This window comes from Pantoea sp. sgz302252 (genome assembly GCF_042610525.1).
Taxonomy (GTDB): Bacteria; Pseudomonadota; Gammaproteobacteria; order Enterobacterales; family Enterobacteriaceae; genus Erwinia.
Genome location: NZ_JBHDVM010000007.1, coordinates 73,889 through 88,295 on the forward strand (window position 1 = coordinate 73,889; position 14,407 = coordinate 88,295).

Sequence of the window (14,407 nt, forward strand, 5' to 3'; positions counted from 1 at the left end):
CCATGTTGCGGCACGTTCTCTGCCAGCTAACGAACTACTGCTGTAGCGGAGTTAACTCGTCTGTAGAAATACCGGTTGTTTCGCTGATAAGGGTTTGGCTAACTCCCTTTTGTAGCAGCAGGCGAGCTATCTGCAGCGCCTTTTCTTTGCATCCTTGTTCAATGCCTTTTTCAATGCCTTTTTCAATGCCTTGTTCAATACCTTGTTGAATCCCCTGCTCCATTCCTTTTTCAAAGCCTTTCTGTTCCAGCTGCTGGGCTATGGTCATCAGTTCCTCTCCATGTTGGGGCACTTTTTCTGCCAGCTCACGAATAAGCCTCTCGGCCTCTTCCGTCTCGCCAGCCTGAACAATGTAATTGATCAATAATTTTAACTGCTCGCTGGAAAGAAAATCCGTGAGCAGCGTCGCAGCCAGCTTATCAGAAAAGGCGGCAAGCTCCCGTTGGTGAATATGTTTTTGCAGCAGCGTCAGCGCCGCCATGCTGCGATGTTGCATAATCTCCTCGTCGGGAATAGCGGTGACGTCAACTAAAATAAAGTTGCCGCCATAAATTTTCCCCGCCAGCGTTGGATTTTCAAAATCCTCCAGCCAGTTCAGAGAATAAGGATAAGGGCTACGCTTTCCTGCATAAAATAATACGGGGATCACCAGCGGCAGGCGATCGTGTCCGGTTTTAAGATGCTGCTGCATGGCGGCAATGCTGTAGCGCATTAGCCTGAAGGCCATATGCTTGTCCGGCGTGCTTTGATGTTCAATAAGGATATGGAGATAGCCTTCGCCTTCTGTTGTTTGCAGGCTATAGAGGACATCGCTGTAATAAGGCCGTAGGTTATCTTCAATAAAGCTGCCTGGCAGCAGCCGCAGCGTGTTCAGGTTACAGATAGCCTGTAGTTCCTGCGGAAGGTGCAGTTCGATAAAATCTTTGATCGTGGCCGGATCGGCCAAAAATTGTTTAAAGATAGCATCGTGCGGCGTCTGTATGGCTGTTGTCTTTTGCATCATCCTTGCCTCGAACTGGTCTGGTCAGGTTATCACAGGCTTCACCCTGAAGCGTCGACCAGACTCTACAGCGGGCGCAGCAAAGAGAAAATGGCAAAAAAATTGTTTTGCGGAGTCTCTCGTTAAAAATAAAGGCAACGTTGTTTCATTTGCAAAAAAATGCGAGATACACAGAAAAAGTAAGCCTTACCGGTGCCACCAAAATCCTTTCCAGATAAGGATATTGGCAAAAAAATTAAAAACCCTTCAGAACTCATACCACCTGTAAACCTCCACTAACTCAAATAAATAGTTAATTATCTAATTTCTAAGATTTAAGTGCATAAATAACAACAATCACTAACCGGGAAATAGATTTTCGCAACAGACAAAATCAAACCAGCAGAATTTAAGGCTACTCTGCCGTAAAGTAAATTAAGGCACCATAGCCGGGCAAATTCTGAAATAGCCAGCTTTAAACATTGTCTGCTGGACTGAACTACCCGAAATCGGTGATGCTGAATTAATTATCAAACGTAATACTTTTATGATTTACAGGTTCGCCTATACTTTTAAAATAAGGCGAAGCCGGAGCGCATATGAAAACCGAAATAATCACTATCTGGCCACATGGCGATGCGCCTGGCGCCAGCGATTCACGAGTTAGCCCACAGATTGTTGATTTAGCCAAAGAATACGAACCTTTCGATCGCGCTGCTTCCGGCGTACGCTGTCCGGAGTTGGCTTTCTGGTATCCGGAAACCTCTAACGGCGTCACGCTGCTGGTGGCACCCGGCGGCGGTTTCGAGCGCATTATGATCGATAAAGAAGGCAGCGCGCTGGCGATGTTTTTTACCGCTATGGGCTATACGCTGGCGGTAATGACCTACCGCTTCCCTCAGGATGGGCATCATGAAGCGGCGGATGCGCCTTTAGCGGATGCTCAGCGCGCCGTTCGCGTTTTGCGTCATCGTGCGGCACGCGGACTAAATGGTAAAAAAATCGTTATGATAGGATTCTCTGCTGGCGGCTATGTGGCAGCCAGCGCAGGCACCCGCTTTGACGAAAAACTTTATCCCATTCAGGATATCGCCGATTCGCTGGCTGCCAGGCCGGATGCGCTGGTACTGCTCTATCCGGTAATCAGTATGCGCGAAGGTCTGGCCCATGCCGGTTCCCGGCTACGTTTGCTGGGCGAATATCCCACGCAGCGAGAAATCGACGCTTACTCTCTGGAAACCCGCGTAACGGCGCAAACGCCGCAGACGCTGCTGATCCACGCGGTTAACGACGAATCGGTGCCGATCAACAACAGTATGGTGATGTTTAGCGCACTACGGGAGCAGGGCGTGCCCAGCGAACTGCACTTCTACGAGAAAGGCGGTCATGGCTTCGGTATCCGCAACGTGGCGGATCTGCCGTTGGCCAGCTGGCCGATGCTGGTCAACGAATGGCTGCGGGCGCGTAAATGGTAGCAATCGCCTGAAATAGCGCGGCCCGGCATTCTGCCGGGCCGGGCATTAGTTTTGTGTAGCGGGGATATCGGAGACTTCAGGCCTGGTCTCATCCACTACCGGCGGCGCAGCTTCAACAGCGGGCTGCATAATTTTTTGCCAGCTGTCGTATAGCGTTTGTACGTTGGTCTCCGCCTCGCCCTGCGGCTGCATCAGCAGCATAGTCAGCGGCTGCGACAGCTGCTGGCGCAGCTCCTGATTCATCATAGGCAGCGTCAACCCCGCCAGGAAAGTCTGCCGCAGTTTTTGGTACTGCTCGGGCGCGATATCCACCACCGCATTCTGCTGCGAGCGCAGGCGCTGGCTCATCAGCACATCCGTATTGGTGCGCGCATAGGTGGCAAACAGCTTGTTAAGCTCGGCGGTTTTCTGCGCCATTAGCGCATCGAATTCTTCCTGCGGCAGTCCGTTGTCACGGATATTGGCCATTTCATGCGCCACCAGGTTCAGGTTAGCAGCCAGCGTGCCGTTGTCCGCATCCAGATTGATAGCGCACTGTGCCCGCTGATAAAGCACCCGGCAGTCAAAACCGACCTGCACTTTCTGCGCTTTATTGTCGCTCAGCACGCGCTGAACGTGCCAGAACAGCGCCTCGCGCGCCAGATCGCTTTGCCAGTAGCGCAATAGGTTCTGTGATTCCCTGATAGGCTGCCAGGGATTATCCCAGACCAGCGACAGGCGATCCTGATTCAGAGTGCCGTTGAATAAGCTCACCGGCTGCTGCGGCAGCGGCGAAAGCGTAGGCACTGGCGCTGGCGCTTCGCGTTTCCCCTGCAGCGGCGAGAAGGTTTTACCAATCTGCTCCACCAGGCTGCGGCTTTCAACGTTGCCGACCACGAACAGCGTCATGGCGTCCGGCGTATACCACTGCTTATAAAAAGCGTTCAGCTTTTCCATATCCACCGGCGTGCTAACTGGCGAAGCGGGATCGTGGCCCAGCAGCGTCGAGCCTTTCAGGCGATAGCGCCACCAGGGATCCTGCGGGTCGGCAGGCCAGCTGGCTATCGGGTCATCCGCGTTTAGCGCAGTATTGACCGTTTGGTCGTTAACCGTCATATCGCCGACGGTCGCGGCCAGCCAGCTCATTGCTTCTTTTAATACTTCAGGGCGATTGTTAGGCAGGCTAAGCGAATAGAGCGTGAAATCGTAAGAGGTCACCGCTGGCGGCTGGGGTCGATCCGGATTCATACTTTGCTGCCACAGCGAACGCTGTTGCGCCGTATCCAGCTTCGCGTTGTGCACCAGCGCAAGACGAGGCAGCAGATGGCTATAGCCAGCCTGCTGGGTATTCTCTACCAGCGATCCGGCATCAACCATCAGGCGAATTTCCACACGGTCGCTGGGACGCTGCGGCGTCGTCAGCACCTGCCAGCGAAAACCGTTGTCCAGCTTTCCCTGCTGCCAGGCGGGATCGGGTTGAAGAGGCTCAGCCTGCACCGAACTGCTGGCGAAAGCCAGCGCTATCCCACCCACTAAAAGACGAATTGTGGTGCCCTGCATGTGAACCCCTACTCAATCACAAACCAAAAAAATCGCGGGCGGCCTGCGGCTATCGGTGGCAAGGATAACTCAGGGAAGCCGACGAACAGCTTCTTAGACCACGCGACGGCGGGGAAATCCCGCCGCAAAGTGAAAAATAGTCAAACAATGGGGGTTATTATGCAAATGCCCGCCGTGAGGGCAAGTCACGACGGGCATTTCGGCGGGATATTTACGCCATTAGCGAATTACAGGTGGGTTTCTGACAAATTCTTCGTCTTTTTTGCGGAATTAAGCGTGGTCTTAAGCTGTTTTTCATCCAGCTGGTCAACCCATTTGGCGACCACTACGGTGGCTACGCCGTTGCCTACAAGGTTAGTCAGCGCTCGCGCCTCGGACATAAAGCGGTCGATACCCAAAATAAGCGCAAGCCCCGCAACGGGCAGATGCCCAACGGCAGAGAGCGTTGCGGCCAGCACGATAAAGCCGCTACCCGTAACGCCTGCCGCGCCTTTGGAAGAAAGCAGCAGCACCACCAGCAGCGTAATCTGATGGACGATATCCATATGCGCGTTAGTTGCCTGCGCGATAAATACGGCAGCCATTGTCAGGTAAATTGAGGTGCCGTCCAGGTTAAAAGAGTAGCCGGTCGGGATCACCAGGCCTACTACCGATTTTTTGCAGCCCAATTTTTCCATCTTATCCAGCATGCGCGGTAGCGCAGATTCTGAAGAGGAAGTCCCCAGCACGATCAGCAGTTCTTCTTTGATATAGGCGATAAATTTAAAAATATTAAAGCCGGTAACGCGGGCGATCAGTCCCAGCACTACCACGACAAACAGAATGCAGGTGATATAGAAACAGATAATCAGCTGGCCGAGCTGCACCAGCGATCCCACGCCATATTTACCGATGGTAAAGGCCATCGCGCCGAAGGCACCGATCGGGGCAAGGCGCATGATCATATTGATAATGCCAAAGATAACTTTGGCAAAGCTGTCGATAAAGTTAAAGACCAGCGTGCCCTTATCGCCCAGGCGATGCAGCGCGAAGCCGAATAAAACAGCGAACAGCAGCACCTGCAGGATATTGCCGCTGGCAAATGCGCCAATCACGCTACCGGGAATAATATCCATTAAAAAGGCGACAATGCCCTGCTGTTCCGCCTGCTGTGCGTAAACGGCAACGGCTTTGGCATCCAGCGTAGAGGGATCAACATTCATGCCTGCGCCTGGCTGCAGCACGTTGACCACGATCAGGCCGATAATCAGCGCGATAGTACTGACGATTTCAAAATAGAGTAACGCTACCGCGCCCGTGCGGCCGACGGCTTTCATGCTTTCCATACCGGCGATCCCTGTCACTACGGTACAGAAAATCACCGGCGCGATGATCATCTTAATAAGTTTAACAAAAGCATCGCCCAGCGGCTTCATTTGCGCGCCCAGCTCGGGGTAAAAATGGCCCAGCAGGACGCCGATGGCGATCGCAGTTAATACCTGAAAATAAAGGCTTTTGAACAGGGAAGTTTTCATAAAAATATCCGTTAACGGCCGGAGTGGCAGGTGACATTGCTGTAGTTATTTTGACGACAGGCCAAAAATAACACTACGTTAACCGGATTGATATAACCTGACTCGTATTGCACAGGCGGGCATCTGATTTTATGAGCTGAATCACTTCAGCAGCCTTACTGGCGGGAGGTTGTTATGGTTTAAAAAGGGATCTGGATCAATCTGGCTAACTTTGCCAGCACCAGGGGTTAAGCAGCCTGACGCCGAGCGAATCGAAATCTTTGACGTTGCGCGTGACCAGAATCATATCGTGACAGTAAGCCGTAGCGGCTATCATGGCATCGTTAACAGGGCGCCGATCGGGAACATGCAGACTGGCGCAATAGAGGGCGGCTTCGCTGTTAAAAGGCAAAATACGGTTTTTAAACTCCACCATTACCGCTGATGAAAACCATTTGCGCAGCACGTTTCCCTGCCTGGCGTCTCTGCGGATTAGGCTAAGGATGCCTTTTTCAATTTCCATTACCGTGATCGCAGAAATAAACATATCACCGGCATCGACCGTTTCCGTCCAGAGCGCGACGCCGGCATCCATCTTTGGCGTCCTTGCCTTACGAAGTTCAGAAACAACGTTGGTATCCAATAAATATCTCATGAGAAATCCACGTCCCTGAAAGTGACATTTCCACGTTCTGGTTCAAACTCGATATCCGCCGCGCCAGCCATGGCAAGCGCATCCTGAATATTTCGGCATGAACCGGTTAGCCTTTTATATTCCTCGTAGCTGAGCAGGACATGAGCCGGTTTGCCGCGATCGGTGATATAAACCGGACCGGTTTCCGCAGCCCGCCTGGCGGCAGAGACGCCCTGGTTAAAGTCGCGGCTGGACATAGTAGTAATCGCCATTTTGCCTCCGTCAGCTTTAAGAGTAGATACATAGCTACATTGTACTCTCGCTGTACAAAAAAACAACTAACCCTGCTGCCGGGCTACCGATGCTAAATTTTATTAACACTCGCGTTCAAAAATAGCGGCTCTCGAATTGCCCGATCGGCAGTGCTTCGGCGTAGAGATAACCCTGGCCAATCCGAATGCCACGCGCCAGCAGCCAGTCACGCTGCTGTTGGGTTTCCACTCCTTCGGCAATTACTTCCACCTTAATAATCTCTGCGATAGCCGCCACGATACGTACCATAGCGTCGTCTTCTGGCAGCGCACTGACGAAGCTGCGATCCATCTTCAGCTTGCTGACAGGCAGTGATTTGAACTGGCTTAGCCAGTTCAGGTTGGCATAGCCCATGCCGAAATCATCCAGCGCTACGGAAACGCCGGCTTGCTGCAGGTCGTTCAGCAACCGCAGCGCCAGTTCCGGCTCGCCGACCTGCGCCGTTTCGGTAATCTCCAGCATCAGGCCGCCTGGCCTGATCTGATACTGCTGAATCAGCCCGCGCAGGTGCGCCACTCTGTCCGGCTCGCGCAGCTGCACGGCGGAAACATTAACGCTCAGCGGCAGCGTAATGCCCCGTTTTTGCCACTCCGCCAGCACGCGGCACGCTTCTTCGAATACCCAACGGCCCAGAGCGTTGATCACGCCGGACTCTTCCGCATTGACGATCAGATCTTCCGGCAGACTCCAGCTACCGTCCGGTTGGCGCATTCGCAGCAGCGCCTCTGCGCCAACCGCCTGACCGCTACGCATATCGACCTGCGGCTGTAGAAACAGCGTGAACTGGCCATCGCTTAACCCTTGCAGAATATCGTGTTCCTGAGTCAGCCGTTTATGCGCACGCTCGGTCATCGTAGGGTCAAAAAAGAGGATCTGATTTTTGCCTTCAAGGCGCGCCGACATCATCGCCGAGGCCGCCCGGTTCAGCAGTTCCGCAGCGCACAGACGGCAATCTTCCCGCACCGCCAGGCCAATACTGATACTGGGCCGGATCTGCATCTCCTGCAGCGCGACCGGCTGCGTTAGCCGCAGCTGCAGCAGTCGCGCCATACGCATTGCGCGAACGGGCGTAGCCCGCTTCATTAATAGTATGAAATCGCTGTCGGAAAGCTGGCCGATTGAGGTTTGTCCGTCGATACAATTGCGGATTTTATCCAGTAGCGTCAGGGTCAGCGCATCACGCTGCTCATCCGTCACCACGCCATTGGCTTCCTGAAGAGTTTCAATACGCAGCACCATCAGCGTAAAGCTGTCCTGGTCCGTTATCGCGCTAATATGCTGCTCAAGCAGCGCCAGAAAAAGCGCCTGATTAGGCAAATTGGTCAGCGCGAAACGCGTGGTCAGGCGGCTCATCTCATCATGTACCGTCCCGATTATCTGCTGGTTATGGTTATAACTGCGGATCAGCATGCCCAACTCATCGTCACGATGGCGATCGGGCAGCGCCAGTTGATGGCCGATCGCCTCCTGCGGCGGCAAATCGTGCAGCTCAACGGCGATCCTGCGCAGCGGCCTGACGATCAGCTTGTTAACGCACCAGCTGATAGCGATCGAGAGGATCAGCGCCAGCAGCAGATAAGTGGTCACCATGGTAGAAAGCGCGCTGAGAATAAACTGATACACGCGCCAGGAATCAGCCTGAAGCACCAATAGCGCCAGCGGCTTAGGATTTGAAGGCTCTACGGAATAGAGCGGCACCGTGATCTGCACGGGCAGCTCAAAAATGGTGGCGATAAGCTTCGGCACCGGTTTCTCAGGTTCGAAGTCCGTGTGCAGCGTTTGCAGCCCGTTTGGCAGCACAACCTCGGCCCGTGCCAGGATCCCGGCAGGCTTCAGCGAATTCAGGATATGCTCAGCCTGGCCGATATCCGCCTTCAGCACCGACTGCGACAGCGGCTGGCGCACGGTATGCGCGACGTTTTCCATCTGCTGGGCGTAGTCAATCCTGCGCTGCTGCACAAAATGGAAAAGCTGAATGACGATAAAAATCAGGATGGTGACCACGGCGACGCCGGATACCGTCGCCATCTGTTTTATCGTTAATGAACGACTAACGCGCAAGCCTGTTCTCCACAAAGCTGGTTGCCGCCAAAACGAGCGGCAAAAACAGCCCTGAGTATATCCTATGACAGACGCTTGTTAAGTTATCCCTGTGGCTAAGTAGCCGATTAAGCGTTTTCCGATGGGCTTTTCAGCCGCTATTTAAAATCGGCGTAAGGCGTCAGCGGCTGTGGCGGCATATCAAGATCGCCTTCCCAGCCCGCCATTGAGTAGCGCAGATAGAGCATACCGTGGCTTGGCGTATAGTCTTTCGCCTGCTGAATATCCATGCCCAGGCCTAAAGTCCAGTGCGCGCTGAGCCGCCGTTCTACCACCGCCTGTAGCGTATAGCCGAAACCGCTGCTGCTGCTACTGCTGCCTCGTGGATTATCACTGGTTAGCGAACCAAAACTCAGCGGATAGCGCGACTGAGCGCTGGTACGGGAATGTGACCAGGAGACAGAACCACCAAGATCGAACGACCAGTTCTCCGTACGCTGACGGTAAGTTAAAGGCACCGACAGCGAATTATAGGTTTGCGGGCTGTAATAGCCGCCCTGCCCGAGCGAATAATCGCTTAAATCACGGGCGTAGTGCCACAGCATGCCGTTCAGCCCTATAGTCGCCCGCCGATTGTTTTCGTTTAAAATCTTATAGTAATAACCCGCCATTAGCCGCTCGCGGGAGTTGTCCTTAACGTTTTCGCCAGTGATTTGATGGGCGCTGATATCGGCCCAGACGCCGTGCGCGCCGCCCTGGTCGTAACTCAGCCCAACCGATCCGCCAGTTGCGACCACGCCGCCCCAGGTTTTGCCGCTGGCAGTATTAGGATCGCGCGCGCCAGCATAGGCCAGCAGCGAGCTGGAAATAGGACGGCGGGAAGCGGTCAGCGAGACGCCGAGATCTTTTACGCTGGTATTCCACGTGAAGCCGCCGACCCAGTTGGTAACCTCGAAGCCCAGCGGCGTGGTGCCAATATCCGCCGACCATTTGTCGCTGTTATAGCCAATGCCGACGCTGGTACCGTTCTGATGCTGGCGAAAATCACGATTACAGGTGGCATCAGCGTTGGCGCAGGTGCCGTAATTTTCATCGATATTGCCGAGACTGTTGCGCGAAAAGGTGCCTGCCGAGACATCCACGTTATCCAGCCGCAGCCAGCCTTTGCCCTGGCTAAACGGCGTTTCCGCCTGCATCATGGTGGTATGGGCAGTAAAATCGGAGACGCCGCCGGTGCCTTTGTTTCTGGCGTAATCCTCTTCCAGCGTAAGCACCGTATCCTGCTGGCGCGCCAAATCAGCCGCTTCGCTGCGTATGCCGCGTTTCAGCCAGTCGTCGCGTTCGTCGTTGCGCGTCAGCCGTGTGTATTCTTCAGTGCTTTGCGGTGGCGTGGCGGCAATGCCGCTGGCGACCATTGCCTGACGATAGTCATACTGCGCTGCATCTGGTTTGTTCTGCGCCGCTTCCAGTCGGGCTGCATCGCGGAATACCAACGCGCTGCTTTGCGAAGGCATCTCCTGCGCCGCCTTTGGTTTGAGCAGGCCATACAGCGTAGCTGCACGGGCCGTATCGCCAACGCTTTGTGCCGCATTGGCCACGCGCCGTCCGGTATTTACGCTTTCTTCCGCTACGGCTGGCGGCAGAGCCTGAAGCCGCTCTTTCGCCGCAGGCAAATCTTTCAGCGCTACCAGCGCTTCGATTTCACCCAGCCGCGCATCGTTGTTTTGCGGTTCTTTGGCACTGACGTCGCGGTAACGCGCCAGCGCCTGCTCTGCGTCGCCCCGCTCCAGCGCCCAGTCCGCTTCTGTCAGCGCAATGCGGCTGGAAGGCGGCAGCTGACCCAGCAGCGCGACGGCCTGGCTTTCCTGGCCGCTGGCGCGTAGCTGCGCCGCACGGGCAATGACCCTGTCCGTTTCCAGCCGGCTGTTAAGATCTTTGATATTTTGATCCCACTTTTCCGCGGGCAGCGTCTGGAGCTGCCGCAAAGCGTCTTCGGCTCTGTCGCTGCTTGAAAGATAAAGCGCGTAAGCGTAAATCTGCGTCGGCGCACCGGGTTGGTGCTGCGCCATCGCCACCATCTGCCGATCCGCTGCCTGAGGCTGGCCCGCCTGACGCAGCGCGCCCGCCAGCCGATAATTTAGCCAAACATCGTCCGGCGCGCCCTGCTGTGCCTGGCGGTAGAGATCCGCAGCCTGTGCCCAGCGTCCTGTAGCCGCCTGTTTGTCGCCCTCCGCGCTTAACGTGCTGCTGCGCAGGCTGGCGAGCGTAGCGCCAAGCGAACGTTTCTGTGCGGCTGGCAGGTTATTGATAAAGGCCAGCGCTTTCTCCGGCGACTGCTGCTGATAAAGGTTTACCAGCCGCTGCGTTGCCGTGGTGTTGCCCGGGTCGATCTGCCGCGCCCGACGGAACAGCGATTCTGCCGCCTGCGCATTTTTCTGCGCCAGCGCCACGTCGCCCAGCCCGATTAGCGCATAGCCATCGGTATTATCCAGGCTTTGGGCCTGTTGATAACTGCGAGTCGCGCCGCGAATGTCGCCTGCTGCCAGCGCTTTATCGCCTGCGGCGATCGCCAGCCAGTAGCGGTTAGATTTGAGCAGGCTTTGCCATTTACCGATATCCGTGCCCTGCGCATCTGCAGCCACCGCCCGCTCAAAATAGCCGTCTGCCTCTTCGCGGTTGTTAGCGCGTGACAGCGCCTGGCCCATTGCGCCCAGCAAATCGGGATCGTTCGGGCTGGCCTTCAGCGCCGCTCGCAAAGCGGGAATCGCCGTCGAGCTTTCGCCTTTATCGATCAGCGCCAGTCCGCGCAGCCGCTGTTGGTAAGCGGGATCGGCCAGCATTTTCTCCTGCCGCGCCAGCTCAAGTTGACCGTCCGCCTGCGGCTTATCGCTGGTGAAGGTTTGCAAATAGGTTTTCAGCTGCGCCACAGTTTCCGGCGTGACCGGCTGCGACTTGATATCGCTCAGCCAGAGTTCGGCAGCCTGCACGCGTCCGGCTGGTTCATTGGCTACTTCCTGCAGTTGCTTAACTGCCGCCGCACGGTTGTCCTGGCTGAGCTGCATCTGCGCAATTGCCATTTTCACATTGATGCTGCCCGGCGCGTCCCTGTCCAGCGTTTCCAGCTGCGTCAGCGCTGCCGGCTGTTGGTCAGGCAGCCGCGCTACCAGTCGCCAGTACTCCAGCGCGATATCATTGGAAGGAAAAACGCCGTGGAAAAGCTTATCCCAGGCTGCGCGCGCCTCCGGCAAATGCCCGGAAGCAGCCAGTAATCTTGCCTGTTGCAGTTGCTGACGGCCTTCATCGGAAATCAGCAGCAGGCTGGCTTCGGCCTGCCGGGTAGCCGTCGCGTCCGGCGCGAGTTTTTTCAGGTTTGCCAGCTTTTCTCGCGCCCGATCCTGTTGGCCCATTCGCAGATCCTGGCGGATCTGCGCTGCCAGCACCTGGGGATTATTGGGCGCGATTTTCTCCAGGCGATACAGCGACTGGCTGACCAGATCGAACTTGTTGGTTGCTTCGCCGACGCGCACCTGTTGCAGCAGCCAGTCTATCGGCGCAACTTCCGCTGCCTGGGCCGCCATGCAGCCCATCGGCAGCAGCAGCGCCGAAACCATCCAGCGCGAGTCCACTACAGATCGTCCTCATCGCCAAGGCGACGGCGGCTGATAGCGCGCATCAATCTCCACAGCAGCAGCGCGAACAGGACTACGACTACAGCGGCAAACAGCGCCAGTAATACCGGATGAGTCGCCAGCGCGTTCCAGACGCGTTCCCACCATGGCAGGTGGCCAACATGCCAGGTTTCGCCTACTCGCAGGCTGTTAACGCCGGATTCACGGATAATCGACGCCGAGCCAAAAATCGCCGCGCGCTTACCGCTGTCGATTAGCGCGCCGTTAAGCAATTGCCAGGCGCGCGGGCTGTCCGCCAGCAGCGCTACCACGCTACGCTGGTCGAAGAACGGAGATTTGAAGCTGACGATAGCCGCCATCGGTCCGTTTGAGCTGATAGTGGTCTGGCTTTCCGCGTGCATATCATCGGCTGCCAGCGGCCGCGTGGTAAACTCATTCTGGCGATTAGGCTTGTTGACCCAGCTTTTCGCCGCGTCCACCAGCAGATTGATTTTGCTGTCGTCCTTCAGCTCCTGCGGGATTTCACCGATCATCAGCAGATCGTCATCCTGCGCTTTCGCCTTGCTCCAGTCATCGGTCATCTGCACTTTCAACGCCGGATAGCCGGTCTGCGCCGAAACGTTGCCCAGCGCGTTTAGCAGCGCGCTGACTTTGTCCGCTTCCGGCTGCTTGTTGACCAGTACCAGCGTCTGCGCCAGGTCGGCGTTACGGCTGAACGGGAAGCCCGCGTTGGCGAAAGCGCGCAGCGAAGGCATCTCCAGATAGTGACGATAGCCGGAGAAGTCGATGGTAGAGTTCTCATCGATAACAACATGGTTAGACACAGGCGTGATGGTTTCGCAGCGCCCTTCGTTAGTGGCGTTGTTATAGGTGCCGCCGATAAAAATGCTGGCATAATCAAAATCGAAGCGTAGCTGGTTAACCACGCCCAGGCGTAGCGCCGGGATCGTCAGCTGCGTGCTGCCGTCCGTCAGGCCCTGAACCAGCGGAATACGCAGCAGCTGTTTGCCATTATCTTTCTTACCCGGCAGCGGATAGTCCTGCACAAACTGGTTGTTGAGATTCACTGCCAGCCGCGAGCCATCGTCCTGAATCGGCGTGGTATAGCGATAGTTGATATTCATATCGATGCCGCGCGCGCGTACCAGGAAAAGGTCTGGCGGCAGCTTCAGCGTCAGCGCAATCGGATTTGGCTGCATGCCGTCGCTTTGTAGCTGGTTGGCATACTGCTGTAGCTCGCCGAAAGTAGTTGGCCTGTCGGTACGTACCCAGTTCGGCGCATCATACAGTTTGCGCGGAGCCAGCTCTTTTACTTCATCTACGGTCGCGCTTTGTCCGCGCAGCAGTACATCGCCCTGAGCGATACCCTGCACCGCCTGCAACAGATCGTTGTCGTCGCGGCCCATAATCAGCAGCATTTTCTCGTAAGGGTTTTGCGGCTGGTTAACGATAGCGATCGTCGGCTTAGTTACCGGCGGCATTGCCTTCAGAAAGTCGGGACGTTGGTCGTTGGTAGCGAAAACTACCGCATGCTGCTGCTCCGGAAGCTGGTTATAAAGCACCGGAAAAGACTGGCCACGCCAGTCCGCTTTGGTGCCGAACCAGGAGGCCAGCACGGCAGCCGCTTTTTGCTGGCCCAGATCGGGCGCGCCGGCAAACACCATAGGTAAAACCAGCGGACGGCTGTCGCGCGCATCGAAAAACGGTTCCGGAAAATGTGAAAGATCGTCCTGCACCGGCAGTTTTTGCAGGCTTAGCGCCAGCGAACTCTCTTTGCCGATATCCATCCAGATAGTGCTGTTGGCCGGGTTTTCGCACAAATTAGAGTAATGACCGACCAGCTCCAGCCGCACGCGGTTAAAGTCGCCGATAAAACGCGGATCGAGCGGCAGCTGTATCTGATTGGTTTTACCCAACTGCTCCTGAGTCACTGGCACCAGGCCGATCATCTCATCGTTCAGATAGACTTTGAGATGCGAAATGTTGGGCAGCAGCGCAGGCGAAGGCCGATAGCTGAGCGTCAGTAGCGCCTTAGTCACTACCTCATCGCTGCGCACGCCGAATTCTATCTGCCCCTGCGTCCGCGTGCCGGTCAGGTTGAATACGCCTGGCGGCGGCGCTATCTGCGCAAAAGTTTGCGTTACGTCGCGCACTGGCGCTGCGGGATCAACAGCAGCGGGCGCAGGCGCATCCACACCAGCCATCGGCGGCGGCGCGGTGTCGGGCGCGGCATGACCCAGCGGCATAACGCCCATTAAAACAGCAGTGAACCAGCGTAATTTTCTCGTCATCGTTTCATCATCAAC

9 protein-coding genes are annotated in these 14,407 nt (G+C 55.8%); 1 reads left to right on the plus strand and 8 read right to left on the minus strand.

The genetic code is table 11. The annotated features are described in order from the left end of the window. Positions 1–34: 34 nt before the first annotated feature. On the minus strand, positions 35–1,003 hold the full coding sequence (locus ACETPC_RS14355) for an Rpn family recombination-promoting nuclease/putative transposase (RefSeq protein ID WP_380182362.1): 969 nt from the start codon (positions 1,001–1,003) through the stop codon (positions 35–37). A 575-nt stretch (positions 1,004–1,578) separates the two neighbouring features. Here ACETPC_RS14355 and ACETPC_RS14360 point away from each other — a divergent pair. Continuing rightward, positions 1,579–2,454: an alpha/beta hydrolase gene (locus ACETPC_RS14360; RefSeq protein ID WP_380182364.1), complete on the plus strand. Its 876-nt coding sequence runs from the start codon at positions 1,579–1,581 to the stop codon at positions 2,452–2,454. Between the two features lie 45 nt (positions 2,455–2,499). On the opposite strand, the gene ACETPC_RS14365 is transcribed toward ACETPC_RS14360, so the two are convergent. From ACETPC_RS14365 to bcsB, 7 genes are all read right to left on the minus strand, one after another. Next, positions 2,500–3,993: a M16 family metallopeptidase gene (locus tag ACETPC_RS14365; protein ID WP_380182366.1), complete on the minus strand. Its 1,494-nt coding sequence runs from the start codon at positions 3,991–3,993 to the stop codon at positions 2,500–2,502. Positions 3,994–4,220: 227 nt separating this feature from the next. Beyond that, the gene (locus ACETPC_RS14370; protein WP_380182368.1) at positions 4,221–5,507 is read right to left on the minus strand and encodes a dicarboxylate/amino acid:cation symporter; all 1,287 of its coding nucleotides are present in this window, start codon (positions 5,505–5,507) and stop codon (positions 4,221–4,223) included. Positions 5,508–5,712: 205 nt separating this feature from the next. Then, entirely contained in the window at positions 5,713–6,141 is a 429-nt protein-coding gene (locus tag ACETPC_RS14375; protein WP_380182370.1) for a type II toxin-antitoxin system VapC family toxin, read from the minus strand. After that, positions 6,138–6,392 (minus strand): type II toxin-antitoxin system Phd/YefM family antitoxin, encoded by a 255-nt coding sequence (locus ACETPC_RS14380; RefSeq protein ID WP_380182372.1) that lies wholly within the window; start codon positions 6,390–6,392, stop codon positions 6,138–6,140. The genes ACETPC_RS14375 and ACETPC_RS14380 overlap by 4 nt, the downstream gene beginning before the upstream one ends. A 115-nt stretch (positions 6,393–6,507) precedes the next feature. Beyond that, positions 6,508–8,493, minus strand: coding sequence for a biofilm formation regulator HmsP (hmsP, locus tag ACETPC_RS14385; protein ID WP_380182374.1), 1,986 nt, complete (start codon positions 8,491–8,493; stop codon positions 6,508–6,510). A gap of 137 nt (positions 8,494–8,630) precedes the next feature. Further along, entirely contained in the window at positions 8,631–12,083 is a 3,453-nt protein-coding gene (bcsC, locus tag ACETPC_RS14390; protein WP_380182688.1) for a cellulose synthase complex outer membrane protein BcsC, read from the minus strand. 14 nt (positions 12,084–12,097) lie between these two features. Beyond that, on the minus strand, positions 12,098–14,392 hold the full coding sequence (bcsB, locus tag ACETPC_RS14395) for a cellulose biosynthesis cyclic di-GMP-binding regulatory protein BcsB (RefSeq protein ID WP_380182376.1): 2,295 nt from the start codon (positions 14,390–14,392) through the stop codon (positions 12,098–12,100). Positions 14,393–14,407: the final 15 nt, after the last annotated feature.

What these genes read in the sequence shown, in the direction of transcription:
- ACETPC_RS14355 (WP_380182362.1), bottom strand. Translation starts at nt 1,003, where the DNA reads ATGATGCAAAAGACAACAGCCATACAGACGCCGCACGATGCTATCTTT.
- ACETPC_RS14360 (WP_380182364.1), top strand. Translation starts at nt 1,579, where the DNA reads ATGAAAACCGAAATAATCACTATCTGGCCACATGGCGATGCGCCTGGC.
- ACETPC_RS14365 (WP_380182366.1), bottom strand. Translation starts at nt 3,993, where the DNA reads ATGCAGGGCACCACAATTCGTCTTTTAGTGGGTGGGATAGCGCTGGCT.
- ACETPC_RS14370 (WP_380182368.1), bottom strand. Translation starts at nt 5,507, where the DNA reads ATGAAAACTTCCCTGTTCAAAAGCCTTTATTTTCAGGTATTAACTGCG.
- ACETPC_RS14375 (WP_380182370.1), bottom strand. Translation starts at nt 6,141, where the DNA reads ATGAGATATTTATTGGATACCAACGTTGTTTCTGAACTTCGTAAGGCA.
- ACETPC_RS14380 (WP_380182372.1), bottom strand. Translation starts at nt 6,392, where the DNA reads ATGGCGATTACTACTATGTCCAGCCGCGACTTTAACCAGGGCGTCTCT.
- bcsC (WP_380182688.1), bottom strand. Translation starts at nt 12,083, where the DNA reads ATGGTTTCGGCGCTGCTGCTGCCGATGGGCTGCATGGCGGCCCAGGCA.
- bcsB (WP_380182376.1), bottom strand. Translation starts at nt 14,392, where the DNA reads ATGACGAGAAAATTACGCTGGTTCACTGCTGTTTTAATGGGCGTTATG.